This is a genomic window from Pseudomonas sp. m6p, assembly GCF_055760375.1.
This window is the reverse complement of record NZ_CM147084.1, coordinates 3,560,949-3,585,401: the sequence shown is the minus strand read 5'-3', so window position 1 is coordinate 3,585,401 and position 24,453 is coordinate 3,560,949. Positions and strand designations below refer to the sequence as shown.

Here is a 24,453-nt window from a genome sequence, read left to right as displayed (position 1 = left end):
CACGGTAGCGATTTCCTGCGGATCGGGTTTTTCGTTTTCAAGGAATTTCTATGACTGCTGGCCTGCAAGGCTCGTTGATGGTGGACGTCGCCGGTACCTGGCTGACGGCCGAAGATCGCCAATTGTTGCGCCAGCCCGAAGTGGGCGGCCTGATCATTTTTGCCCGCAACATTGAGCATCCACGCCAGGTGCGTGAGCTCAGCGCAGCCATTCGGGCGATTCGCCCGGATCTGCTGCTGGCGGTGGACCAGGAGGGCGGTCGCGTCCAGCGCCTGCGTCAGGGCTTCGTGCGCCTGCCCGCGATGCGTGCCATCGCCGACAACCCGAACGCCGAATACCTCGCCGAACAATGCGGCTGGGTCATGGCCACCGAAGTGTTGGCGGTCGGCCTCGACCTGAGTTTCGCCCCGGTACTGGACCTGGATTACCAGCGCAGCGCCGTGGTCGGTACCCGTTCGTTCGAGAGTGATCCCGAGCGCGCCGCATTGCTCGCTGGAGCATTCATTCGCGGCATGAACAGCGCCGGCATGGCTGCCACTGGCAAGCATTTCCCCGGTCACGGCTGGGCTGAAGCCGATTCCCACGTCGCGATCCCGAACGACGAGCGCAGCCTCGACGACATCCGCGCCAATGACCTCGTACCTTTCGCCAGGTTGAGCAAGCAGCTCGCGGCGGTCATGCCAGCGCACGTCATCTATCCGCAAGTCGATTCGCAACCTGCCGGCTTCTCCCGTCGCTGGTTGCAGGACATCCTGCGCGGCGAGTTGCAGTTCGACGGTGTGATCTTCAGCGACGACCTTTCAATGGCTGGCGCCCATGTGGTTGGCGATGCCGCCAGCCGTATCGAGGCCGCGTTGACTGCCGGCTGTGATATGGGGCTGGTGTGCAACGACCGCGCTGCTGCGGAACTTGCGCTCAGTGCTGCGCAACGGATGAAAGTCAAACCGTCCGCGCGCATCGCGCGCATGCGCGGGCAGGCGTTCGCCAGCACCGACTACCGTCAGGATCCGCGCTGGCTCACTGCAATCGGTGCGCTCAAAGACGCTCAACTGATCGATTAAGGATTTTTTGCTATGACGGTTTACGCAATCATCGGTGGCACCGGCCTGACTCAACTCGAAGGCTTGACCATTCGCCAATCGCTGGCGGTAGACACGCCCTATGGCGCGCCATCAGCCGACGTGCAGATCGGCGAGTACGCTGGCAAGGAAGTGCTGTTCCTCGCCCGTCACGGCCATCCGCATCGCTTTCCGCCACACAAGGTCAACTACCGCGCCAACCTGTGGGCGCTGAAGCAGGCCGGCGCCGAGGCGATCATCGCGGTCAACGCGGTGGGCGGGATTCATCCGGCCATGGGCTCCGGACATTTCTGTGTGCCGCATCAGATCGTCGACTACACCAGCGGTCGCGAACACACATTTTTCGCCGACGATCTGGAGCACGTCACCCACATCGATTTCAGCTTTCCTTACAGCGAGCCGCTGCGTCAGCAATTGATTGCGGCGGTGGCTGCCGAAGGTTGCGAATACAGTGATCAAGGCGTGTATGCCTGCACTCAGGGCCCGCGTCTGGAAACCGTGGCGGAGATCGTGCGACTGGAGCGCGATGGCTGCGACATCGTTGGCATGACCGGCATGCCGGAAGCGGCACTGGCCCGTGAGCTGGAGCTGGATTACGCCTGCCTGGCGCTGGTGGTGAATCCGGCGGCGGGCAAGACCACTGAAGTGATTACTATGGCCGAGATCGAGCAGGCGCTGCATGAAGGGATGGGCAAGGTGAAATCGACGCTGGCGCGAGTGCTCAAGGGCTGAGTCTGACCGAGACCGATTTGGCCCCATCGCTGGCAAGCCAGCTCCCACAGGTAGCGAGTTGAATCACAGTGTTGTGTTCGACTTATAACCTTGTGGGAGCTGGCTTGCCAGCAATAGCTCTCTAACTGGCAAGGGGGGACTCAACGCTTGTCGAGCTTATCCGGCAGCGGCGCAAACAACGCTTCGATATCATCGCTCTGCAGTTTCCAGTCCCCGGCCTTGCGCCCATCCAGCACGCCTGCTGCCAAGTCGGACTTTTCCTTCTGCAGGTGCTGAATTTTCTCTTCAACCGTGCCTCGGGCAATCATCTTGTAGACGAACACCGGTTTCTCCTGGCCGATTCGATACGCGCGGTCAGTCGCCTGATTCTCAGTGGCCGGGTTCCACCATGGGTCGTAATGAATCACTGTATCTGCTTCGGTCAGGTTCAAGCCGACGCCGCCAGCCTTCAGGCTGATCAGAAAAATCTGACGCTTGCCGCTCTGGAATTCCTTCACCGGCGTGCGCCGATCGCGGGTCTGGCCAGTCAACAGGGCGTAGGCCACGTTGCGTTTTTTCAGTTCGTCTTCAATCAGTGACAACATCGACGTGAACTGCGAGAACAGCAGAATTCGCCGACCTTCCTCGAACAACTCCTCGAGCATTTCCATCAGACTGTCGAGCTTGCCGGAACTGCTGCCGCGAGCGGGCAGGGTGGCGTCGTTGACCAGGCGCAGGTCGCAGCAGACCTGACGCAGCTTGAGCAGGGCTTCAAGAATGATGATCTGGCTGCGCGCCACGCCCTTGCGGGTGATCTCGTCGCGGACTTTCTTGTCCATCGCCAAGCGCATGGTTTCGTACACGTCGCGCTGCGCTTCGTTGAGCTCGACCCAGTGGATGATCTCGGTTTTCGGCGGCAGTTCGGTGGCCACCTGTTCTTTGGTGCGGCGCAGCAGAAACGGCTTTATCCGTCCATTGAGGTGCTGCAGCCTGACTTCGCTGGCGCGTTTTTCGATCGGCACGCGGTAGTCGGCATTGAAGCTTTTGATATCGCCCAGCCAGCCCGGCAGCAGGAAATGAAACAGCGACCACAACTCACCGAGGTGGTTTTCCAGCGGTGTGCCGCTCAGGCACAGCCGTTGGCGAGCGTTGAGTTCGCGAGCGGCCTGCGCGGCTTTGCTGTTGGGGTTTTTGATGTACTGGGCTTCGTCCAGCACCAACACATGCAGGGGTTGTTGGGTGAGGCGTTCGACGTCCTTGGGCAGTAGCGCGTAGGTCGTCAGGATCAGGTCGAAGTCGGCCAGATGTTCGAAATGCTTTTTGCGACTGGCACCATACAGCGCCACCACTTTCAGTTGCGGCGTGAAGTGCGCAGCCTCATCGAGCCAGTTCGGGATCAGGCTGGTGGGCATCACCACCATGCATGGCCGATCCAGGCGTCCGGCGTTTTTCTCACTGAGAATATGCGCCAGGGTCTGTAGGGTTTTACCCAGGCCCATGTCGTCCGCCAGAATCCCGCCGACCTCAAGCTGACGCAGGGACTGCATCCAGCTTAAGCCTTCGAGCTGATAAGGGCGCAACGTCGCGTTCAAACCCTTCGGTGCCTTGGCCGTGTAATCACGGATGTCGCGCAGGCGTTGGGCAAAGCTGCGGATCTGTTCGCCGCCTTCCCACAGCAGGGGAAGGCCTTCCAGCGAGTTGAGCCGCGTGGCGTCGGCTTTGCTCAGGCGCAGGGTGGTTTCGCCCGGCTCCTGCAAGTAAAACTCGCCCAGTGTCGCCAGTACCGGTTTCAGTCGGCCAAGGGGCAGGGCCACCTGCAGTGGCCCGTGCTCACTGTTGCGTTGCGGAATATTGACCAGAATCAGTTCGTCATCGCGTCGCCGCGCCAGGCGTTCCGGGTTGAGGATTTCGGTGTGCGAGCGCATCAGGTTGAGCAGGATCGGCAGCAGGCTCAGGCGTTCACCATTGACGATGATCCCCAGCTCCAGATCGAACCAGTCGCGCTCCGGCGCCTGTTCGACGGTGGCGTACCAGTCGTCGACGGCGGTCAGGTCGAAGCCGAATTCCTCGTCGATCTGCAATTCCCAACCTTGGGTGCGCAGCTTCGGCAATTCATTGAGGGTGAAGGTCAGCCAGGCGCTGTCGTTGACCATCTCGTACAGCTCGCCGGCGCTTTCCGGCAGGGCCTTGCTCTGGCGGGTGGCGATGCGAAATCCGAGGATTCTTAACTGCTCGCGGTAGGACTGTTCCACTTCCGGATGGCGTTTTATCCGCAGGGTCTGCGTTTCCTGACGAATCAGAATGTCGCTGTTTTTCTGCCCGCTGACGTATTCGTCCAGATAGCTGAACGACAGCGCCGCGCGATGCTGGATGTAGCGCTGCATCTTGCCGTTGCGTGGCTCGAACGCGCTGAACTCGACGCTCGCCAGCCACAGGCGCGGCAGCGGTTGCACGTTGTCCACCAGCACTTGCGGCGGCGCCTTGGGGCTGCGGTTCTCCAACACGGCCTGGAGCTTTTCCAGCAGTTCGGCGTCTTTCGCGGCGGCCGGGTATTCGAGGGTTTCCTGCACTTGCAGCAGCACTGCTGCGCAATGCTTGCAGTTGCTGCGCACCGGGCAGGTGCACGTGGCGTCAACCAGCAACAGGGTGCCTTTGGCTGACTCACGCAGGTGAAGGGTCTGACGGTAGACGTTACCGCCAGAGCCTTCGCAACTGGCGGTGATGGTCGCATCGCCAACCTGCGCGATGCGTACCCGATTCTCCAGGGCGTAGCGGCGGCCACGCTCCAGGCTCTGTTCCTTGAATCGGCTGACCCAGGAGGGTGCCAACGGTTTGCTCAGGGGCGGGGACATAAGGACTTCGATCAGTCCGGAATCGCTTCAGGAGCTTGCCGAGGGGCGGGCGCCGTCAGGGAAGTGATCTTGATCAGCAGCGCCAGGTGGCCGTTGTCGAGATAGTTGAGCTGGCCGTTTTTAGTGTGGCTGTCCTGCTTCAGGCGTTCGCTGGCAGTGACCATGCCGTTGGCGTCGATCTGGTTGACCCAGAAGTCGGCGTTCACGTCGGTGAAGCGCCCGAGTTTCATTTCCAGGGTGCCTTCGATCGGGAACTGGCCGAACTGTTCCTTACCGTCGCTGACGGCCACCTTGGTCGGCGCTTCGCCGAGGGTTTGCTGCCAGGCCTTGTGCAGCAGCACGCTGTACTCGCCGCTGGCGCTGAGTTTGTTGGCCACCTCATTCAAGGCAGGTGTGCGCTGGCTGGCATCGTCGAGGCGTTGAGCGCCGGCCGCCCAGTCTTCCGGGGCCGCGCGGCTGACAATCGCCGGTACGGCGTTCTGCCGCACCAGAATCATTTCGACCATGTAGGTGTCATCGGCAAACGCCATCGGTGCTACGAAGCTGAGTAGCAAAGTCAGTGAGCGAAACAGGCGCATGCGGCGTCCTTCAAACAGTTTTCGGGAGGAGGCGCTCGAACAGCGCCTCTACAGTATTAAAGCGCTCTTCCGGGCGTTCCATCGGCACCTGGAACTTGAACATTGTGGCGCCTTCGAATTTGTAGCGTTTTGGCTGAGTCTGAATCAATTTGATCAAGGTCATCGGGTCGACCGGCGTCTGCGCGGCGAACTCGATGCGGCCACCCTGCGGGCCACCGTCGACTTTCTTGATGCCCAGTTGTTCGGCCTGCAACTTCAGCGCGGTGATGCGCACCAGATTCTTGGTCGGCTCCGGCAGCAGACCGAAGCGGTCGATCATCTCCACTTGCAGATCCTTCAGGCCTTCCTCGTCGGTGGCCGACGCGATGCGCTTGTACAGAATCAGGCGGGCATGCACATCCGGCAGATAGTCTTCCGGAATCAGCGCCGGCACCCGCAGGTTGACCTCCGGGCCACCGCCGAGCGGTTGATCGAGATTCGGTTGCTCGCCCTTGCGGATCGACTTCACTGCGCGCTCGAGCATTTCCATGTAGAGCGTGAAGCCCACGGCCTGAATCTGCCCGCTCTGGCCGTCGCCGAGCAATTCGCCGGCGCCACGGATTTCCAGGTCGTTGGTCGCCAGCACGAAGCCGGCGCCCAGATCCTGAGTATTGGCAATCGCTTCCAGACGCTTTTCCGCATCCGAAGTGATTTGCTGGCGCGGCGGCGTCAGCAGGTAGGCGTAAGCCTGGTGGTGACTGCGACCCACACGTCCGCGCAACTGGTGCAATTGCGCCAGGCCGAACTTGTCGGCGCGCTCGATGATGATGGTGTTGGCGCTCGGCACGTCGATGCCGGTCTCGATAATGGTCGAGGCGATCAGCACGTTGAAGCGCTTGTGATAGAAGTCGCTCATCACCTGTTCGAGTTCGCGTTCACGCATCTGTCCGTGACCGATGCCGATCCGTGCTTCCGGCACCAGTTCGGCGAGATCTGCAGCGCACTTTTCGATGGTCTTCACGTCGTTGTGCAGGTAGTAAACCTGCCCACCGCGTAGCAGTTCACGCAGCAGGGCCTCTTTGACCGTGCTCTTGTTCTGCTCCATGACGAAGGTGCGTACCGACAGGCGGCGCGCCGGCGGGGTGGCGATGATCGACAGATCACGCATGCCCGACACCGCCATGTTCAGCGTGCGCGGAATCGGCGTGGCAGTCAGGGTGAGAATGTCGACTTCGCTGCGCAGGGCCTTGAGCTGTTCTTTCTGCCGGACACCGAAACGGTGTTCTTCGTCGATGATCACCAGTCCGAGGTTTTTGATCTTCACATCGTCGGACAGCAGCTTGTGCGTACCGATGACGATGTCGATCTTGCCTTCCGCCAGATCGGCAATCGCCGCGTTGACTTCCTTGGCCGATTTGAAGCGACTCATCACTTCCACGGTCACCGGCCAGTCGGCGAAGCGGTCGCGGAAGCTGTTGTAGTGTTGCTGGGCGAGCAGGGTGGTCGGCACCAGAATCGCGACCTGACGCCCACCGTGCACGGCGATGAACGCTGCGCGCATCGCCACTTCGGTCTTGCCGAAACCGACGTCGCCGCAGACCAGGCGATCCATCGGCTTCGGCGCGAGCATGTCTTCGCGCACGGCTTCGATGGTCGCTTGCTGATCCGGGGTTTCTTCGAACGGGAAACCGGCGCTGAACGTCGCGTAATCGGCTTTCGGGTCGGCAAACGCGTAGCCTTCGCGCGCGGCGCGACGGGCATAGATGTCGAGCAGTTCAGCAGCGACATCGCGCACCTGTTCGGCGGCTTTGCGCTTGGCTTTCTGCCAGGTCTCGGAGCCGAGGCGGTGCAGCGGCGCCAGTGAGTCATCGCTGCCGGTGTAACGCGCAATCAGATGCAGGTTGGCCACCGGCACATAGAGCTTGGCGTTCTCCGCATATTCCAGAGTGAGGAATTCTGCAGCTTGGTTGTCGATTTCCAGAATCGTCAGGCCCAGATAACGCCCGACCCCGTGATCGATGTGCACCACCGGCGCGCCTTCGCGCAGCTCGGTGAGGTTCTTGATCACGGCATCGTTGTTGGCGTCGGCACGTTTTTCCCGGCGACGACGCTGCATCACCCGCTGACCGAACAGCGGACTCTCGGCCACCAGCGCCAGCGCCGGGTCATCGAGCATCAACCCCTCGTCGAGCGGGGCAATGGTGATCGCCAGACGATCCTTGCTCGCAACGAAGTCCGGCCAGCTGTCGACAGTTTTCGGCCGCAGCTTCAGACGTTCCAGCAACTCCAGCAGGACTTCACGCCGGCCCGCGGATTCGGCAGTAAACAGCACGCGTCCGGGGAATTCGTCGAGAAATGCCGAGAGCGCCGCCAGCGGTTGTGTCGCCTTGGCTTCGATCGCCAGGTTCGGCAGCGCTTGCGCCGGGAAGCGTTCGCGGCCGGCCCCGGATTCGACGTCCTGCTGGCTGGCCACTACCCGTGGCCAGCTCTTGAGGCGGGCGAAGCAGTCTTCCACCGGCAGGAACAATTCCGCAGGAGGCAATAAAGGACGCGATGGATCGACGCGGCGCTCTTCGTAGCGATTGCGCACGTCGTTCCAGAAGTTTTCCGCTGCTTGTTCGATACCCGGCAGCGAGAACACTTGCGTGTCCTGCGGCAGGTAATCGAACAGCGTAGAAGTCTCATCGAAGAACAGCGGCAGGTAGTACTCGATACCGGCGGGCGTGATGCCGCTGCTCAGGTCCTGGAAGATCGGGCAGCGCCGGAAGTCGACATCGAAGCGCTCGCGGAACCGCGCCTTGAAGCGGGTGACCGCATCTTTCTGCAGCGGAAACTCTCGCGCCGGCAGCAGCTTGACCGATTCGACCTTGTCGATGGAGCGCTGGTTTTCCGGGTCGAAGGTGCGCAGGGTTTCGATTTCGTCGTCGAACAGGTCGATGCGATAGGGCAGTTTGCTGCCCATCGGGAACAGGTCGATCAATGCGCCGCGTACGGTGAACTCGCCGTGCTCGTAAACCGTATCGACGTAGCGATAGCCGCTGGCTTCCAGGCGCGAGCGCATCTGTTCGACATCGAGCTTCTGCCCGACATCCAGCACCAGACTGCTGCCGAGCAGAAACTTGGTCGGCGCCAGGCGGTGCAGGGCGGTGGTGATTGGCACCACCAGCACGCCGTGCGCCAGCTCCGGCAGCCTATAAAGACTGGCGATGCGCTGGGAAATGATGTCCTGGTGCGGCGAGAACAGATCGTACGGCAGGGTTTCCCAGTCGGGGAAATGCAGCACGGGCAAATCCGGGGCGAAGAAACTCAGCTCCTGTTCCAGCCGTTCGGCACTCTGGCTGTCGGCGGTCAGTAGCAGGGTGAAGCGCTTGGCAGCGCTGGCAGCCTCGGCAATCGCGAGGCTGAGGGCAGCACCGGGCAGGTTGCCCCAATGCTGTTTACCTGCCGCGGCAGGGAGAAGCGGTAGACGCAGAACGGGCACGGAAGGTTGAGCTCCAGGCTTTGCGACAAAGTCGGTAATTGTAGCGGCGTCCGGTGCCGGCTGTCAGTTGCAGACTGCGTCTATCTTCGTGGTTTGCGCAAAATGTAGTGGTAACCATAAAAACGAGCACTTTTTTAGTGGTTATGTAGTGCCGAAATCGACTGGTGTTACGGAGGGTTACAGACATCGTCTAACAGTCGTCGAAAAATTGACTGCGCTGGAAGCCCCGGTTTTACTGGGTTGGCGCGGGGCGTAATTTTTTTGAACGGAATTTTGTTACCGATTGCGCGACAAGCGCGCATTGCTACAAGAGGTTCTCGGCGGCATAATGTAGCCCCTTTTTTCTGCCCCTACATGTGGAAGGTTCCCGTGACTCAGAAGCCCGACCAGTGTCTTGGTGAATGGATCGACCGTGAAGCACTCGCAGAAGCGATGATTCCGCTTATCGGTCAGCTCTACCGCAATAACAACGTGGTGAGCTCGATCTATGGCCGCAGCCTGATCAACCAGTCTGTCATCGCGATTCTCAAAGCTCACCGCTTTGCTCGCCACCGTTCCTCCGACGATAGCGAACTCTCCGTCCACGAAACATTCCCTCTGCTTAAAGCCATGAGCGAGCTCAAGCTCGGCGCGGCTTCGGTAGATCTGGGCAAGTTGGCGTTCAAATTCCGCAGCGAAGGCAATGGCCGCAGCGCCGAGCAGTTCGTGCGTGAAGAACTGGCTGACGTGGTTGGCCAGCAAAACGCTTCGGCCCGCAAAGGCACTGACGTTGTGCTGTACGGCTTCGGTCGTATCGGCCGTCTGCTGGCGCGCATCCTGATCGAGAAAACCGGTGGTGGCGACGGTCTGCGTCTGCGTGCCATCGTCGTGCGCAAGGGCGCCGAAAACGACCTGACCAAACGCGCCAGCCTGCTGCGTCGCGATTCGGTACACGGCCCGTTCAACGGCACCATCGTCATCGACGAAGAAAACAACACCATCACCGCCAACGGTAACCTGATCCAGGTGATCTACGCGAAGAACCCGACCGAGGTGGATTACACCCAGTACGGCATCAAAGATGCGCTGCTGGTGGACAACACCGGTGTGTGGCGTGACGCCGATGGCCTGGGTCAGCACCTGCAATGCCCGGGTGTGGCTCGCGTTGTTCTGACCGCGCCTGGCAAAGGCAAGCTGAAGAACATCGTTCACGGTATCAACCACAACGAAATCACCGCTGACGACAAGATCGTGTCCGCCGCTTCCTGCACCACCAACGCCATCGTGCCGGTGCTGAAGGCTGTGAATGACAAGTTCGGCATCATCAACGGTCACGTCGAAACCGTTCACTCGTACACCAACGACCAGAACCTGATCGACAACTTCCACAAGGGTGACCGTCGTGGCCGTTCCGCCGCGCTGAACATGGTCATCACCGAGACCGGTGCTGCCACCGCCGCTGCCAAGGCTCTGCCTGAGCTGGCTGGCAAGCTGACCGGTAACGCGATCCGCGTTCCGACGCCAAACGTGTCGATGGCCATTCTCAACTTGAACCTTGAGAAAGCCGCCAGCCGTGAAGAGATGAACGAGTACCTGCGCTACATGGCGCTGCACTCTGATCTGCACAAGCAAATCGACTTCGTCAACTCGCAGGAAGTGGTGTCCACTGACTTCGTGGGTTCGCGTCACGCCGGTGTGGTCGACGCTGAAGCGACCATCGTTCAGGACAACCGCGTTGTGCTGTACGTCTGGTACGACAACGAGTTTGGCTACAGCTGCCAGGTGGTTCGCGTGATGGAAGACATGGCCGGTGTAAACCCGCCAGCGTTCCCGCGCTAAGCTATAGCTGCAAATGAAAACGCCCCGACTTAGGTCGGGGCGTTTTTTTATGCCTGGCAGATTTTTATTGCCTGATCTGGCCTCATCGCTGGCAAGCCAGCTCCCACAGGTTTCCTGGCAGGCTGCGCAATGCATGTACGCCTCAAAACCTTGTGGGAGCTGGCTTGCCAGCGATGGCGCCCTATCGGGCGCCGCCTGCCACAGCCGCTTGTGCAGTGCGCAATTCATGTTTGTTCCCGCGGAATAGCACCAGCGTCGCAATCAACCCCAGCGCCGCCGCACCGCTGAGCCAGATCCCCGGCGCAGCCTTGTTGTCCAGCACGTGAATCAGGTAAGTACAGGCCGCAGGCGTAAAGCCGCCAAAGGTCGCTGTCGCCAAGCTATAGGCCAGCGAGAACCCGGTGGTGCGCACTTCCACCGGCATGATTTCGGTCAGCGCCACCACCATCGCGCCGTTGTACGAGCCGTACAGGAACGACAACCACAGTTCGACAATCAGCAGATGACTGAAGCTCGGGTTCGCCACCAGCCACGACAGCGCCGGGTAAGCGGTCAGGATCGCCAGAAGGGTCGCCGCCAGCAGTAGGGGTTTGCGCCCGATCTTGTCGGACACCGCGCCCATCACCGGCAGCCAGAAGAAGTTCGACAGGCCGATGCACACGGTCACCAGCAGCGCGTCGAAGTCCGACAGATGCAGTTCGGCCTTGCCGAAGGTCGGGGTGTAGGCAGTGATCAGGTAGAACGAAACCGTGGTCATCACCACCAGCGCCATGCCAGCGATGACGATGCCGAAGTTCTGACCGATCGAGCGGACGATTTCCCGCAGGGTAGGGCGATGCTTGCGCGCCTGGAACTCCGGGGTTTCCTCCAGAGATCGGCGAATGATGAAGATCACCGGAACGATCATGCAGCCGATCAGGAACGGCACGCGCCAGCCCCAGTCACCCATTTGATCCGGGCTTAGCCAGTGGTTGAGGCCAACTCCGAGCAGGCCGGCAAACACCACCGCCGCCTGCTGGCTGGCGGACTGCCAACTGACGAAAAAGCCTTTGCGGCCCGGCGTGGCGATTTCCGCCAGATACACCGAAACACCGCCTAGCTCGACGCCGGCCGAGAAGCCTTGCAGCAAACGACCGAACAGCACGATCAACGGCGCTGCGACACCCAGAGTGGCATAGCCCGGCACGCAGGCGATCAGGATCGTACCGGCGGCCATCAACGCAAGGGTAATGATCAGGCCCTGGCGACGACCGTGACGGTCAATGTAGGCACCAAGGAAGATCGCGCCCAGTGGACGCATCAGGAAGCCGGCACCGAAGGTGGCCAGGGACAGCATCAGGGAAGCGAAGGCGCTGTCGGCCGGGAAGAAGGTTTTGGCGATGGCCGTGGCGTAGAAGCCATAGACCATAAAGTCGAACATCTCGAGAAAGTTGCCGCTGACAACGCGAAAAATCGCTTTGCCTTTGCCCGTGGTCGAGGACATTTTCAGTTACTCATTATTGGTTTCTTGTAACGCGTTGCATCCGATGGGGAGCGTGCGGGCCTTTGATCCATAATGGCCGGCGCGCTTTTATGGGGAGATGAAGAATTGTTCACTGGACGGTGGGTTGGGCTTGTGAGTGTGGCGGTTGTCCTCGCTGCCTGTGGCAACGGTGAGTCCATGGAAAGCTTTGGTGGCCCGACCATGGGCAGCACGTATTCGATCAAGTACGTGCGACACGCGGGTATTGCCGAGCCGGCGCAAGTTCGCCGGGAAGTGGAAGGTATCCTCGCTGACGTGGATCGACAGATGTCGACCTACCGCAGTGATTCCGACATCGAGCGCTTCAATGCTTTGCCGGCGAACAGCTGTCAGACCCTGCCTGCCGCTGTGCTTGAATTGGTCCGCGTTGGCGAACAACTGTCAGAGCAAAGCGAAGGTGCCTACGACTTGACCGTCGAGCCGCTGATGAATCTGTGGGGGTTCGGCCCGCAAGGGCGTGAAGAGAAAGTCCCCGACCCCGCCGTGCTGGCCGAAACCCTGCAGCGAGTCGGCTACCGCCATTTGCGTATCGACGGCGACCGCTTGTGCAAGGACGCCGCTGTCGAAGTCGACTTCAACAGCATCGCCGCCGGATACGCCGTCGACACCATCGCCGCCAGGCTCGAATCGATGGGCATCCATGACTATCTCGCCGAAGCCACCGGTGAGCTAAAGGCCAAGGGCAAGAAGCTTGATGGCTCATCCTGGCGTATTGCGCTGGAAGAGCCGCGAGACGATCAACAGGTGGCCGAACGGATCATTCAGGTCGACGGCTACGGGGTTTCCACCTCCGGGGATTACCGTAACTATTTCCTGCAAGGTGGCCGGCGCTATTCCCACACCTTCGATGCGCTGAGCGGGGCGCCGGTCCTGCACAGCCTGGCGTCAGTTACGGTGATTCATCCTTCAGCGTTGATGGCCGATGGACTATCGACGCTGTTGCTGATTCTCGGGCCTGAAAGGGCTTGGGACTATGCCGAAAAACACGACATTGGTGCATTCTTCGTGATTCGTGCCGATACAGGCTTTGTTATTCGCACCAGTGCGGCTTTCGAGCGCCTGAGTCGCGCAAAAGTTGACTGAAAACAGTACGAAAGCTGGCGTTGTAGTGCAGGCAAAAGTAGCCTACGACGCGACCAAGGGTTAATGTGCGCGGCGTTGACGCTTCTATAGACTGTGTCCGGGTTCTTTACTGGCCCCCAATTGTTCCTTCGCGCCGCGATTCGGCGTGATTTAGCCGCCGGTGCTGCTGGCACCGCGGCCTGTTCTGAGGAGTACGCATGGCTGTCTACAACTACGACGTGGTGGTGTTGGGTTCCGGCCCGGCGGGAGAAGGCGCGGCAATGAACGCCGCCAAAGCAGGGCGCAAGGTGGCGATGGTCGACAGCCGTCGTCAGGTCGGCGGCAACTGCACCCACCTCGGTACCATCCCGTCCAAGGCCCTGCGTCACTCGGTGCGGCAGATCATGCAGTTCAACACCAACCCGATGTTCCGCGCGATCGGCGAGCCACGCTGGTTCTCCTTCCCGGACGTGTTGAAAAGCGCTGAAAAGGTTATCTCCAAACAAGTCGCTTCGCGCACCGGCTACTACGCTCGTAACCGCGTCGACGTGTTCTTCGGCACCGGCAGCTTCGCCGACGAGCAAACCATCGAAGTGGTCTGCGCCAACGGCGTGGTCGAGAAGCTGGTGGCCAAGCACATCATCATCGCCACCGGTTCGCGCCCTTATCGCCCGGCGGACATCGATTTCAATCACCCGCGTATCTACGATAGCGACACCATCCTCAGCCTCGGCCACACCCCGCGCAAACTGATCGTTTACGGCGCCGGTGTGATCGGTTGCGAATACGCTTCGATCTTCAGCGGTCTGGGTGTATTGGTTGAACTGGTGGACAACCGCGGTCAGTTGCTGAGCTTCCTCGACTCGGAAATCTCCCAGGCGTTGAGCTACCACTTCAGCAACAACAACATCACCGTGCGCCACAACGAAGATTACGATCGCGTTGAAGGCGTGGACAATGGCGTGATCCTGCACCTGAAGTCCGGCAAGAAGATCAAGGCCGACGCCTTGCTCTGGTGCAACGGCCGTACCGGTAACACCGACCAGCTCGGCCTGGAAAACATTGGGGTCAAGGTCAACAGCCGTGGTCAGATCGAAGTCGACGAGGCTTACCGCACCTGCGTGCCGAACATTTACGGCGCCGGCGACGTGATCGGCTGGCCAAGCCTGGCCAGTGCCGCCCACGATCAGGGGCGTTCGGCGGCCGGCAGCATCGTCGATAACGGTAGCTGGCGCTTTGTGAATGATGTGCCGACCGGCATCTACACCATTCCGGAGATCAGCTCGATCGGCAAGAACGAGCAGGAACTGACCCAGGCCAAAGTGCCGTACGAAGTCGGCAAGGCGTTCTTCAAGAGCATGGCGCGTGCGCAGATCGCCGGCGAGCCGCAAGGCATGCTGAAAATCCTGTTCCACCGTGAAACCCTGGAAGTGCTGGGTGTTCACTGCTTCGGTTATCAGGCGTCGGAGATCGTGCACATCGGTCAGGCGATCATGAACCAGCCGGGTGAGTTGAATACGCTGAAGTACTTCGTCAACACCACGTTCAACTACCCGACCATGGCCGAAGCCTATCGGGTAGCGGCGTACGACGGCCTCAACCGGCTTTTTTGACGGGCTCCGGCCGGTGGCCTGAGCCGGCCGGGGAGACCGATTTCAGCAATTCTCGAGGGTGGCAGTGGCCAAACCGGGAAAGTCTGTAATCAGGCTGTCAACGCCGAAGTCGGCGAGTCTGCGCATCAGCGCAGGCTCGTTGACGGTCCACACCGACACATGCAGCCCCTGACGCTGCGCCTTCTGCAGGCGTTCCGGCGTACACAGTGTCCAGTTCAGCGCCAGAATCTCGCAGCCATAGCTGGCGGCGACCTTCAACGGGTCGAGCCAGGCGTATTCGGCGACCAATCCACGCGATACGTCCGGCACCAGCTCCAGCGCCGCCTTCAGCACTTCCCGCGAACTCGAAGTAATGGTGACCTTGTCCAGCAAGCCATGACGCTGGGCCATTTCGCGAATCGCCAACACGGTGGTGGCGGCGCGGGTGCGTGAAGCGCTTTTGACTTCCAGTTGCCAGTGCTCGAAATCGCACTGCTCGAACAGTTCTTCCAGGGTCGGAATCGGGCACGGCTTGATCCAGCCCGGGCCGCCCTTGCGCGCGTCGTAGGTCACCAGTTCGGCGGCGGTGTGCTCGACCACCTTGCCGCGCCGGTCGGTGGTGCGCTTAAGGGTCGGGTCGTGGATCACCATCAGCTCGCCGTCCTTGGACAGGTGCAGATCCAGTTCGCAACGGCGTACGCCGTGCTTGAGACATTCCTGAAAACTGGTCAGGGTGTTTTCCGGTGCTTCGCCCTTGGCGCCGCGGTGGCCGTAGATGAGGGTCACGGTGCTTCCTTAATTAAATGCCTGATTCGTTCTGTTCACGGGCCAGGCGTCGTTCCTGGGCCTGTTTCTGCAAGATATAGCGGGCGAGCAACTGGCGCTGGGCGTCGGTCAAGTGTTCGAACTCGGTGCCGACGTCGTAGCCATCGCCCTTGCGGTCGCAATGGGTCACGCGGGCACGCAGCAGCAGGCCCAGCGCCTGCGGCATCAGCACCAGTTTCACCGACAGGTGCGCGCCCGTGGCGATCGGCGTCGGGTGCTGAAAGTCGATTCCGCCTTCGGAGAGGATCACCGGTTGCGGCTCGCCAATGTGGCCGAGCACGGTCAGGGCGACCACCTGGCTGAGCAGGTCGATGCGTTTGTTCTGGGATTTGAGGAACGCGGCAATCGCCCGGTCGCGCTCGCTGATCTGGCGCAACAGGTGCTGCGACTCGAATTCGCTCAGGTGCAGTTCGCTGAGCAGGTTGAACAGCGGGGAAGCATCCTGCAACACTTCCTGGCCTGCGGCTTCGGGAGCGGACAGGGGCCGAATTTCCAGTGCGATCATGTCCTCGATACGGTAGTATTCGCGGCGATCTTCTTCATCTAATGTCGACATGGCGAACCCATGGTAGCGGCGGTGGTCTGAGTGTAAAGCTGGTTATCGACCCCCGCCACAAGGACGTTCCTTTTCCCTCCGAACAAGCCCCGACATGTTCAGACCTCTCTTCGTATTTATCGGCACGCGTTATACCCGTGCAAAGCGTCGCAATCATTTTGTGTCATTCATTTCCCTGACTTCGATGATCGGGCTCGCCCTCGGCGTGATCGTGATGATCGTGGTGCTCTCGGTGATGAACGGCTTCGATCATGAGATGCGCACCCGCGTGCTGGGCATGGTGCCCCACGCGACTCTTGAAACCGGCGAACCGATCAACGATTGGCAGAGCCTGGCCGCCAAGGTCAAGCGCAACCCGGAGGTGACGGCGGTTGCGCCGTTTACTCAGATGCAGGGCTTGCTGACCAACAACGGCCAGGTGTCCAAGGTGTTGCTCAACGCCATCGACCCCGCGCTCGAGCGCAATGTGTCGATCATCGACAACTTCATGAAGCAGGGCAAACTCGACGACCTGACGCCGGGCAGCTTCGGCATCGTCATCGGCGACAAGGCCGCGACCAAGCTCGGCGTGGGCCTTGGTGACAAGGTCACCTTCGTCGCGCCGGAGGTCAGCGTGACCCCGGCCGGGATGTTCCCGCGCATGAAGCGCTTTACTGTGGTCGGCATCTTTCATGTCGGCGCCGGTGAGCTGGACGGCTATCTGGGCGTCACCAACCTGCAGGATCTGGCGAAGATGCACCGCTGGAAGCCTGATCAGGTGCAGGGCATCCGGTTGAAGTTCGATGATCTGTTCCAGGCGCCGCGCGTGGCCTGGACCATCGCCCAGCAGTTGGGCGAAGACCATTACTACGCCCGCGACTGGACCCGTACCCACGGCAACCTATATCAGGCGATCCGCATGGAAAAAGCCATGATCGGTCTGCTGTTGCTGCTGATCGTCGCGGTGGCTGCGTTCAACATCATTTCCACGCTGGTAATGGTGGTAAATGACAAGAAGAGCGACATCGCCATTCTGCGTACCCTGGGCGCTACGCCGGGGACGATCATGCGTACGTTCATGGTGCAGGGCACCGTGATCGGCGTGGTCGGTACGGCGATTGGCGCGGTGCTCGGTATTCTCGCCGCGCTCAACGTCAGCGCTGCAATTTCCGCCCTCGAAGGGCTGATCGGCCATAAGTTTCTCAACGCCGACGTGTATTTCATCGATTACCTGCCCTCGCAGGTGCAGAGCCAGGACGTGGTCATGGTCTGCGCCGCTGCGTTGGTCCTGAGTTTCCTCGCCACCCTGTATCCCGCCTGGCGTGCCGCGCGCACCCAGCCGGCGGAGGCGCTACGTTATGAGTGAGTCGGGCATGAGTGATAAAGCAATCTTGAGTTGCCGCAACCTGGGCAAATCCTACGAGGAAGGCCCGGAGTCGGTGCAAGTGCTGGCCGGTCTGCAACTGGAGTTGCACCCGGGCGAGCGTGTGGCAATCGTCGGCAAATCCGGTTCCGGCAAAAGTACCTTGCTCAACCTGCTGGGCGGTCTCGACACCCCAACCGAGGGCAGCGTCTGGCTTGACGGCGAAGAGCTGTCAGCGCTGAGCGAAAAGAAGCGTGGCCTGCTGCGTAACCGTGCCCTCGGGTTCGTGTACCAGTTCCACCACTTGCTGCCGGAATTCACCGCGCTGGAAAACGTCTGCATGCCGCTGCTGATCGGCAAGACCGCGATCCCGCAAGCACGTCAACGCGCTACGGCGTTGTTGGAGCGTGTCGGTCTGGGCCATCGTCTGGAGCACAAACCGGCGGAGCTGTCCGGTGGCGAGCGCCAGCGTGTGGCCATCGCCCGTGCGCTGGTGAACAATCCAGGCCTGGTGATGCTCGACGAGCCAACCGGCAACCTTGATTCGCACACCGCCGAAGGCATCCAGGACTTGATGCTGGAACTCAGCACTTCAATGCGCACGGCGTTCCTGGTGGTGACTCACGACATGAACCTGGCCCGCCAGATGGACCGCGTCCTGCAGTTGCAGGAAGGCTGCCTGACTCCAATCACTTGAGAGCTACTGCGCTCGGAAATACTGCGTTAAAAACAGGCTCGGAATGCTCATTTACAGCCAGTAGACTCCGCTTCCTCGCCTGTTTTTGCCTTGTCTTTCCTTCGCTCGCTACGCTCTCAAGCGATTGGCCGCTTTTTTAAGCTTGATTTTTTATACGGTGCCCCAGCGAATGTTCAGACCGTTATCGATCTTTATCGGCACGCGCTATACCCGCGCCAAGCGCCGCAATCGCTTTGTTTCGTTCATCTCGATGACTTCGATGATCGGGCTCGCCCTTGGCGTGCTGGCGATGATCGTGGTGCTGTCGGTGATGAACGGCTTCCAGCGCGAGATGAGCTCGCGCATCCTCGGCATGGTGCCGCACGCGACCATCGTTGGCGTCAAGCCGATTGATGATTGGCAGCCGGTGGCCGCCGCCGCGCTGAAAAATCCCGAAGTGACCGCCGCCGTGCCGTTCACCGAGATGGAAGGCATGCTGTCCTACAAGGGTTTGATGCAGCCGATCCAGATCAGCGGCGTCGATCCGGCCCAGGAAGGCAAGGTGTCGATCGTTGCCCAGCACATTGTGCAGGGACGTCTCGATGACCTGAAACCGGGTGAGTTCGGCGTGGTGATCGGTGAAATCACCGCGCGCCGCTTCCGTCTCAATGTCGGCGACAAGATCACCCTGATCGTCCCGGAAGTCAGCACCGCACCGGGGGGCATTACCCCGCGCATGCAACGGCTGAACGTGGTCGGTGTGTTCAAGGTTGGCGCTGAACTGGATGGCTCGATGGGCCTGATCCACGTGGCCGATGCCGCGACCATGCAGCACTGGCAGCCGAATCAGGTGCAGAGCGTGCGCCTGGCGGTGAAGGATCTGTACGCTGCGCCGAAAGTCTCCTCGGACATTGCCGCCGGGCTCGGTGCCGAGTTCAAGGCTGACGACTGGACCCACACCCAGGGCAGTCTGTTCAGCGCGATGAAAATGGAAAAAACCATGATCGGCCTGCTGTTGCTGATGATCGTTGCGGTGGCGGCGTTCAACATCATCGCCACGCTGATCATGGTGGTGAACGACAAAGGCGCGGACATCGCCATCCTGCGCACCATCGGCGCCACGCCACGGCAGATCATGGCGATTTTCATGGTGCAGGGCACGGTGATCGGGATTGTCGGCACCTTGATTGGCGGCGTGCTCGGCGTGATCGCGGCGCTGAACGTCAGTGAGATGGTTGGCTGGGTCGAGCGTGTTACCGGGCAGCACATCTTCAGTTCCGACGTGTACTTCGTCAGCAATCTGCCTTCGGAATTGCAGGGCGGGGATGTGCTGTTGATCTGCTCGGCGGGCTTTATTCTGAGCTTCCTGGCGACGGTGTACCCGGCGTTGCGGGCAGCGAAGATCGAGCCGGCTCACGCGCTGAGATATTCGTAAGCGCTGAAATCGCCATCGCGGGCAAGCCCGCTCGCACAGGTATTGAGTTGAGTCACCATTATGTGAACGACACAAAACCCTGTGGGAGCGGGCTTGCCCGCGATGGGGCCGGAACTGCCGGCCTCAATCCTTCTTCGGCAACTCGATCACAAACCGCGTCCACCCCTCTGCCGATTCGCAACGGATCTGTCCACCATGCGCCCGGACGATCGACTGGGTAATCGCCAGCCCCAACCCCGCATGCTCACTGTTGCCTTCCTGTCGCGCCGGATCGGCGCGATAGAACCGGTCAAACAGCCGTGGTAACAGCTCTGCCGAAATCTCTTCGCCACTGTTCTCCACCGACACCTGCACCGCGTGCGGCTGATCGACGATGGACAGGCGTACGCTGCCCGCCACCGGAGTAAAGCGCAGCGCGTTATCCAGCAGATTCGACAAGGCCCGGCGCAGCATGCTGCGATCGCCTTCAATACGCGCATGACCTTCGCGGCTCAGCGTCACCCGTGCGTCCTCGGCCAGTGGCGCGAAAAACTCCAGCAATACATCGCTCTCATCCGCCAGCTCCAGCACCTCACGCTTGGGCATCAGCAAACCATGGTCAGCCTTGGCCAGATAGAGCATGTCGTTGACCAGCTGTGCCATCCATTGCAGTTCTTCGAGGTTGCTGTGCAGGGCTTCGCGGTAATCCTCAAGCGGCCGCGGGCGAGTGAGGGTGACCTGGGTGTGGGTCAGCAGGTTCGACAGCGGTGTGCGCAGTTCATGGGCGATGTCGGCAGAAAACGCCGACAGCCGCTGAAACGAGTCATCGAGGCGTCCGAGCATGGCGTTGAAGCTGTGGGCCATTTCTGCCAGCTCCGGCGGCATTTGCGCTTCCGGCAGCCGCGCATTGAGCGATTGTGCAGAAATCCCACGGGCAACTGCACTCATGCGCCGCAGTGGACGCAAGCCGCTGCGCGCCGCCCAGGCGCCGAGCAGCGCGGTGGCCAGCGCCGACAGCCCGACGGTCAGCCAGATCAGATGCTGCATCCGTTGCAGGAAGTGCTGGTGGTGGGTGATATCCAGCAGCAGCGTCAGTTGTGGTGTATCGGACTTGTCCGGGTAGAGCGGGGCGTTGAGCACGCGGTAGTCGGCGCCGTCATGGCTGATGGTCGACAGGCCGGATTGTTTCGGCAACTCCGTAGGGATCTGCGTCGAACTGTCGTACCAGCGCTGACCGTCACTGCCGGTAATACGCAGCGCCAGATCGGCCTGGCGGCTCAGCTCATCCGCCAGCCGCGCCTCACGCTGAGCGGGTTGCACATCCTGCAAGGCCCGGCGCAGGCCGATCAGTTTGCCATCCAGCAATTGCTGATCGAGCTCAATGAAGTGCGCCTCGCTGGCGCGGCTGAACAGTACCCCGGCGAACAGCGAGACCACGGCGGTGCAAGCGGCAAACAGCAGAGCCAGACGAGAACTCAGCGACAGGCGACGCATCAGGCTGGACGCTCTTCAAGCACGTAACCCATGCCACGCACGGTGTGGATCAGTTTGTTGGGGAAGTCATCGTCGATCTTCAGGCGCAGGCGACGGATCGCCACTTCGATCACGTTGGTGTCGCTGTCGAAGTTCATGTCCCAGACTTGCGAGGCAATCAACGATTTCGGCAACACTTCACCCTGACGGCGCAGGAGCATTTCCAGCAGGGCGAATTCCTTGGCGGTGAGGTCGATGCGCTGGCCACTGCGTTCGACCCGGCGGCGAATCAGGTCCAGGCGCAGGTCGGCCAATTGCAGGCTGGTTTCCTGGGGTGTCGCACTGCCCCGGCGTAGCAGGCTGCGCACCCGCGCCAGCAACTCGGAGAAGGCGAACGGTTTGACCAGATAGTCGTCGGCGCCGAGTTCGAGGCCATGAACCCGATCCTCGACTGCATCTTTGGCGGTGAGAAACAGTACCGGCGTGTCGAGTCCGGCACTGCGCACCGCATGCAGAATCTGCCAGCCACTGCGCCCGGGCAGCATCACGTCGAGGATGAGCAGCGCATAATCACCGCTCAACGCCAGTTGCTGACCACTTACGCCGTCGGCCACCAGTTCCGTGTTGAACCCGGCCTCGGTCAGGCCCTGGCGCAGGTAGTGGCCGGTTTTCGGTTGGTCTTCGACGATCAGCAGTTTCATGGGCGACTCGGATATAGAGAAACGAAAGCGTTATACCGTGGGAACAGACGGCGCGCGCCAACCTGACAAAGTTGTAATCTGCCTGTCAGGTAGTTGCCAGCGCGGGCGGGCTAGAGTTTCCCACAGGCTGAACCTTTTCTTGTTGGAGTATGACTATGTTTTTGCGCAACCCTCTGGCCGTCGCCGCCTGTTTACTGGCGTTGAGTTCACCTGTCTGGGCCGCGCCCGCACACAGCTATGACTTCGGCCAGCCAGCCCCGGCGGCGCAGGCCAGCCGCAGCATTGAAGTTGTACTGAACGACATGTCGTTCGACCCCAAGGCAATTCAGGTCAAGGCCGGTGAGACGGTTCGCTTTGTCCTGGTGAATAAAGGCCAGTTACTGCACGAATTCAACCTCGGTGATGCGGCGATGCATGCCCAACACCAGCAGGAAATGCTGCAGATGCAGCAAAGCGGCATGCTCACGCCTACCGGCATGAAAGAAATGTCCCACGACATGGCGGGCATGGATCACGGCAGCATGGGCCACGGCATGCAGCACGACGACCCCAACAGCGTGCTGGTCGAGCCGGGCAAGACCGCCGAGCTGACCTGGACCTTCAGCAAGGCCACCAACCTGGAATTTGCCTGCAATATTCCCGGGCACTACCAGGCGGGCATGGTCGGCAAACTGACTGTCAGTCAGTAAGCACTCAAAGACGGGCGCAAAGGCTGATAGAATCCGCTGATTCTTCAGTCAGGTTTCCGCCATGCATCCCGCAGCCGAACATTCGCCGCTGGGCAAATCCAGCGAATACATCGCCACGTACACGCCGTCACTGCTGTTCCCGATTCCGCGCACCGCTAAATGGACCGAACTGGGCCTGACCGCCGAAACCCTGCCATATAAAGGTGTGGATTTCTGGAACTGCTTCGAACTGTCGTGGCTGCTGCCGTCGGGCAAACCGGTGGTGGCGATCGGTGAATTCAGCATTCCGGCGGATTCGCCGAACATCATCGAGTCGAAGTCGTTCAAGTTGTACCTGAACTCGCTGAACCAGACGCCGTTTGCCGACATCGCCAGCCTGGAAGCGACGCTGGTCAAGGACCTGTCGGCCGCTGCCGGCAAACCGGTCGGTGTGCGCGTACGCAGCCTGAAAGAGGTCGAAGCCGAAGGCGTCGTGGCGTTGCCGGGCGTGTGCATCGACGATCTGGACATCAGCGTCAGCAACTATGAGCATCCGCGTCCGGAACTGCTGCGTTGCGATGATTCGCGGATTGTCGAAGAGAGCGTGCACAGCCATCTGCTCAAATCCAACTGCCCGGTGACCAGCCAGCCAGACTGGGGCAGCGTGGTCGTGGAATATCGTGGCGCGGCGCTGGATCACGCGAGCCTGCTGGAATACATCGTCAGCTTCCGCCAGCACTCGGACTTCCACGAGCAGTGTGTGGAGCGGATCTTCCTCGACCTGCAGCGTTTGCTGAAGCCGGAGAAGCTCACGGTGTTTGCACGGTATGTGCGCCGCGGCGGGCTGGATATCAACCCGTATCGCAGCACTGAAACGGTACAACTGCCGAACCACCGACTGGTCCGTCAGTAAGATCAAAAGATCGCAGCCTGCGGCAGCTTCTACATGAGATTCCCTGTAGGAGCTGCCGCAGGCTGCGATCTTTTTGCTTTTTTGGGATACCCGGGAATCAGATCCCCATGCTGCCCAGCGCATTGACGATATTGCGCAGGGTGCCGGCAATGGCCGGGTGTTCGAGTTCAAAGCGGTCAACCGCCAAGTTCACGCCATCGGCGATACTGGCGTCCTGGGTGGCGCTTTCCAGTTTGATTTCGGTTTCAATCTGCGCCATCAGCGCATGCAAATCTTCACGCTCGGCTTCGGACAGCGGCGGATTCTGCTCCAGTTGCTCGCGCAGGGTGTCGAGTTGTTTTTGCAGTTCTTGGGCGGGCATGGTGGTTTCCTTTTATCAAGAGGCACTGGCATTGACCGCAGCCGCGCGCCAAAGGTCTATGGCTGACCTTTAGATTAATCCACTCTGCTGCAACCTGCATGATCCCGGTCAGGGCTTTTCGCCCTTGAGGCGGCGCAGGTTGATGTCAGCCAGGCAGGTGTCGAGTTCGCCCAGATGATCGATCACCGAATGCACGCCCAGATTGAACAACTGCAGGGTCGCCTTGCCGCGGCGCTGTTCGCGTTCCTGTTGGCTCAAGGCTTGCCACTCGCTCGGCGACAGGCCGCACAACGAGCCGCAGGAGGCCAGGCCAATGGTCCACAGCCCGGCGTTGAGGCCCGCTTGCAGCAGGCGCGGCTCGCCACTGACCAGCACGCAGCCATCCAGACGGCTGACGTTCAAGCCCATCAGCGCCTGCCAGCAGGCATTCGGCGCGGGCCATGGATTGTTTGTTGCTGAATATTGCGTCGGTTTGATCCACGCCGGCAGCGAGGCCGCCAAAGGGTGCGCGAGGGCAGGGGGCAACTCATCGATCCACGCACAGGGAATCTCCTGGCGCTGCAGGCTGAGCAGGCTGTCGAGGGCGCCGGGTGTGGCGTCGGCGTGCTCGGGCAGCATGCTGGCGTGTTGCCGGGCACGGGCACCGAAATCCACCAGGCAGCCACTGAGTCCGAACAGCACGGCGGTCAGGCCGGGCGCGGCGACAGGCAAGGCTTCAGCGTGGGTCATGGCAACGTCCCTGAAATAGTCACGAGGTTAGGCGACATCGGTGACAGCTGGATGACAGGTGTGTGAAGGCGCTCTCTGGAAACGTCCTGCATTACTCTTGACAGGTAGACTGCCCAAAACG

Annotated in this window: 20 protein-coding genes; 10 read left to right on the top strand and 10 right to left on the bottom strand. The window is 60.7% G+C overall.

Features of this window, described 5'->3' with window-relative positions:
- The first annotated feature begins 50 nt into the window (after positions 1-50).
- Together nagZ and ACYZUM_RS16215 are read left to right on the top strand one after the other, a co-directional pair.
- On the top strand, positions 51-1,061 hold the full coding sequence (nagZ, locus tag ACYZUM_RS16220; RefSeq protein WP_108183339.1) for a beta-N-acetylhexosaminidase: 1,011 nt from the start codon (positions 51-53) through the stop codon (positions 1,059-1,061).
- A gap of 12 nt (positions 1,062-1,073) precedes the next feature.
- The gene (locus tag ACYZUM_RS16215; RefSeq protein WP_108183338.1) at positions 1,074-1,811 is read left to right on the top strand and encodes an S-methyl-5'-thioinosine phosphorylase; all 738 of its coding nucleotides are present in this window, start codon (positions 1,074-1,076) and stop codon (positions 1,809-1,811) included.
- Between the two features lie 140 nt (positions 1,812-1,951).
- Here the strand turns inward: ACYZUM_RS16215 and ACYZUM_RS16210 are convergent, their stop codons facing one another.
- The 3 genes from ACYZUM_RS16210 to mfd are packed head-to-tail and all read right to left on the bottom strand — an operon-like array spanning position 1,952 to position 8,680.
- Positions 1,952-4,642, bottom strand: a complete 2,691-nt coding sequence (locus ACYZUM_RS16210; RefSeq protein ID WP_108183337.1) for a DEAD/DEAH box helicase — start codon at positions 4,640-4,642, stop codon at positions 1,952-1,954.
- Between the two features lie 11 nt (positions 4,643-4,653).
- The gene (locus ACYZUM_RS16205) at positions 4,654-5,220 is read right to left on the bottom strand and encodes a CsiV family protein (protein WP_041068980.1); all 567 of its coding nucleotides are present in this window, start codon (positions 5,218-5,220) and stop codon (positions 4,654-4,656) included.
- Positions 5,221-5,230: 10 nt separating this feature from the next.
- Positions 5,231-8,680 (bottom strand): transcription-repair coupling factor, encoded by a 3,450-nt coding sequence (gene mfd / locus ACYZUM_RS16200; RefSeq protein WP_108183336.1) that lies wholly within the window; start codon positions 8,678-8,680, stop codon positions 5,231-5,233.
- A gap of 354 nt (positions 8,681-9,034) precedes the next feature.
- Between mfd and ACYZUM_RS16195 the strand changes: the two genes are divergently transcribed.
- Positions 9,035-10,498 (top strand): glyceraldehyde-3-phosphate dehydrogenase, encoded by a 1,464-nt coding sequence (locus ACYZUM_RS16195; protein WP_003226583.1) that lies wholly within the window; start codon positions 9,035-9,037, stop codon positions 10,496-10,498.
- Between the two features lie 181 nt (positions 10,499-10,679).
- On the opposite strand, the gene tcuC is transcribed toward ACYZUM_RS16195, so the two are convergent.
- Complete coding sequence (tcuC, locus tag ACYZUM_RS16190; protein WP_108183335.1) at positions 10,680-11,981, bottom strand: MFS transporter; 1,302 nt, start codon at positions 11,979-11,981, stop codon at positions 10,680-10,682.
- 72 nt (positions 11,982-12,053) lie between these two features.
- Between tcuC and ACYZUM_RS16185 the strand changes: the two genes are divergently transcribed.
- Together ACYZUM_RS16185 and sthA are read left to right on the top strand one after the other, a co-directional pair.
- A complete protein-coding gene (locus ACYZUM_RS16185; protein ID WP_198758585.1) occupies positions 12,054-13,103 on the top strand; it encodes an FAD:protein FMN transferase in 1,050 nt (349 codons plus the stop codon).
- 197 nt (positions 13,104-13,300) lie between these two features.
- The gene (gene sthA / locus ACYZUM_RS16180; RefSeq protein WP_007968192.1) at positions 13,301-14,695 is read left to right on the top strand and encodes a Si-specific NAD(P)(+) transhydrogenase; all 1,395 of its coding nucleotides are present in this window, start codon (positions 13,301-13,303) and stop codon (positions 14,693-14,695) included.
- A 42-nt stretch (positions 14,696-14,737) separates the two neighbouring features.
- On the opposite strand, the gene ACYZUM_RS16175 is transcribed toward sthA, so the two are convergent.
- Positions 14,738-15,460 carry a glycerophosphodiester phosphodiesterase gene (locus tag ACYZUM_RS16175; protein ID WP_041068969.1) on the bottom strand — a complete coding sequence of 241 codons (723 nt, stop codon included), beginning with the start codon at positions 15,458-15,460 and terminating at the stop codon, positions 14,738-14,740.
- A 13-nt stretch (positions 15,461-15,473) separates the two neighbouring features.
- The gene (locus ACYZUM_RS16170) at positions 15,474-16,055 is read right to left on the bottom strand and encodes a PilZ domain-containing protein (protein ID WP_047295261.1); all 582 of its coding nucleotides are present in this window, start codon (positions 16,053-16,055) and stop codon (positions 15,474-15,476) included.
- 94 nt (positions 16,056-16,149) lie between these two features.
- Here ACYZUM_RS16170 and ACYZUM_RS16165 point away from each other — a divergent pair, with 94 nt between their 5' ends.
- The 3 genes from ACYZUM_RS16165 (at position 16,150) to ACYZUM_RS16155 (ending at position 19,508) form a co-directional block, all read left to right on the top strand.
- Positions 16,150-17,400, top strand: coding sequence for a lipoprotein-releasing ABC transporter permease subunit (locus ACYZUM_RS16165; protein ID WP_041068963.1), 1,251 nt, complete (start codon positions 16,150-16,152; stop codon positions 17,398-17,400).
- A gap of 7 nt (positions 17,401-17,407) precedes the next feature.
- On the top strand, positions 17,408-18,094 hold the full coding sequence (gene lolD, locus ACYZUM_RS16160) for a lipoprotein-releasing ABC transporter ATP-binding protein LolD (protein ID WP_262949084.1): 687 nt from the start codon (positions 17,408-17,410) through the stop codon (positions 18,092-18,094).
- A gap of 169 nt (positions 18,095-18,263) precedes the next feature.
- Complete coding sequence (locus tag ACYZUM_RS16155) at positions 18,264-19,508, top strand: lipoprotein-releasing ABC transporter permease subunit (protein WP_041068958.1); 1,245 nt, start codon at positions 18,264-18,266, stop codon at positions 19,506-19,508.
- A gap of 123 nt (positions 19,509-19,631) precedes the next feature.
- Here ACYZUM_RS16155 and ACYZUM_RS16150 read toward each other — a convergent pair whose 3' ends face one another.
- Together ACYZUM_RS16150 and ACYZUM_RS16145 are read right to left on the bottom strand one after the other, a co-directional pair.
- Positions 19,632-20,981, bottom strand: a complete 1,350-nt coding sequence (locus ACYZUM_RS16150) for a heavy metal sensor histidine kinase (RefSeq protein WP_108183333.1) — start codon at positions 20,979-20,981, stop codon at positions 19,632-19,634.
- The gene (locus tag ACYZUM_RS16145; RefSeq protein ID WP_108183332.1) at positions 20,981-21,661 is read right to left on the bottom strand and encodes a heavy metal response regulator transcription factor; all 681 of its coding nucleotides are present in this window, start codon (positions 21,659-21,661) and stop codon (positions 20,981-20,983) included. The genes ACYZUM_RS16150 and ACYZUM_RS16145 overlap by 1 nt, the downstream gene beginning before the upstream one ends.
- Positions 21,662-21,816: 155 nt before the next feature.
- Here ACYZUM_RS16145 and copI point away from each other — a divergent pair, with 155 nt between their 5' ends.
- Positions 21,817-22,350: a copper-resistant cuproprotein CopI gene (gene copI, locus ACYZUM_RS16140; protein ID WP_108183331.1), complete on the top strand. Its 534-nt coding sequence runs from the start codon at positions 21,817-21,819 to the stop codon at positions 22,348-22,350.
- Between the two features lie 61 nt (positions 22,351-22,411).
- Complete coding sequence (queF, locus tag ACYZUM_RS16135) at positions 22,412-23,242, top strand: NADPH-dependent 7-cyano-7-deazaguanine reductase QueF (protein ID WP_108183330.1); 831 nt, start codon at positions 22,412-22,414, stop codon at positions 23,240-23,242.
- A 97-nt stretch (positions 23,243-23,339) separates the two neighbouring features.
- Here the strand turns inward: queF and ACYZUM_RS16130 are convergent, their stop codons facing one another.
- Entirely contained in the window at positions 23,340-23,603 is a 264-nt protein-coding gene (locus ACYZUM_RS16130; protein WP_041074003.1) for a DUF4404 family protein, read from the bottom strand.
- Positions 23,604-23,711: 108 nt separating this feature from the next.
- Positions 23,712-24,332 carry a phosphatase gene (locus tag ACYZUM_RS16125; RefSeq protein ID WP_108183329.1) on the bottom strand — a complete coding sequence of 207 codons (621 nt, stop codon included), beginning with the start codon at positions 24,330-24,332 and terminating at the stop codon, positions 23,712-23,714.
- Between the last annotated feature and the right edge of the window lie 121 nt (positions 24,333-24,453).

Bases quoted from the DNA above. Each gene is read 5' to 3' on its own strand.
- sthA (WP_007968192.1), top strand. From the start codon at position 13,301: ATGGCTGTCTACAACTACGACGTGGTGGTGTTGGGTTCCGGCCCGGCG.
- ACYZUM_RS16170 (WP_047295261.1), bottom strand. From the start codon at position 16,055: ATGTCGACATTAGATGAAGAAGATCGCCGCGAATACTACCGTATCGAG.
- ACYZUM_RS16145 (WP_108183332.1), bottom strand. From the start codon at position 21,661: ATGAAACTGCTGATCGTCGAAGACCAACCGAAAACCGGCCACTACCTG.
- ACYZUM_RS16185 (WP_198758585.1), top strand. From the start codon at position 12,054: ATGGCCGGCGCGCTTTTATGGGGAGATGAAGAATTGTTCACTGGACGG.
- lolD (WP_262949084.1), top strand. From the start codon at position 17,408: ATGAGTGATAAAGCAATCTTGAGTTGCCGCAACCTGGGCAAATCCTAC.
- nagZ (WP_108183339.1), top strand. From the start codon at position 51: ATGACTGCTGGCCTGCAAGGCTCGTTGATGGTGGACGTCGCCGGTACC.
- ACYZUM_RS16150 (WP_108183333.1), bottom strand. From the start codon at position 20,981: ATGCGTCGCCTGTCGCTGAGTTCTCGTCTGGCTCTGCTGTTTGCCGCT.
- queF (WP_108183330.1), top strand. From the start codon at position 22,412: ATGCATCCCGCAGCCGAACATTCGCCGCTGGGCAAATCCAGCGAATAC.
- ACYZUM_RS16215 (WP_108183338.1), top strand. From the start codon at position 1,074: ATGACGGTTTACGCAATCATCGGTGGCACCGGCCTGACTCAACTCGAA.
- tcuC (WP_108183335.1), bottom strand. From the start codon at position 11,981: ATGTCCTCGACCACGGGCAAAGGCAAAGCGATTTTTCGCGTTGTCAGC.
- ACYZUM_RS16130 (WP_041074003.1), bottom strand. From the start codon at position 23,603: ATGCCCGCCCAAGAACTGCAAAAACAACTCGACACCCTGCGCGAGCAA.
- ACYZUM_RS16165 (WP_041068963.1), top strand. From the start codon at position 16,150: ATGTTCAGACCTCTCTTCGTATTTATCGGCACGCGTTATACCCGTGCA.
- ACYZUM_RS16210 (WP_108183337.1), bottom strand. From the start codon at position 4,642: ATGTCCCCGCCCCTGAGCAAACCGTTGGCACCCTCCTGGGTCAGCCGA.
- ACYZUM_RS16125 (WP_108183329.1), bottom strand. From the start codon at position 24,332: ATGACCCACGCTGAAGCCTTGCCTGTCGCCGCGCCCGGCCTGACCGCC.
- copI (WP_108183331.1), top strand. From the start codon at position 21,817: ATGTTTTTGCGCAACCCTCTGGCCGTCGCCGCCTGTTTACTGGCGTTG.
- ACYZUM_RS16205 (WP_041068980.1), bottom strand. From the start codon at position 5,220: ATGCGCCTGTTTCGCTCACTGACTTTGCTACTCAGCTTCGTAGCACCG.
- ACYZUM_RS16195 (WP_003226583.1), top strand. From the start codon at position 9,035: ATGTGGAAGGTTCCCGTGACTCAGAAGCCCGACCAGTGTCTTGGTGAA.
- ACYZUM_RS16155 (WP_041068958.1), top strand. From the start codon at position 18,264: ATGTTCAGACCGTTATCGATCTTTATCGGCACGCGCTATACCCGCGCC.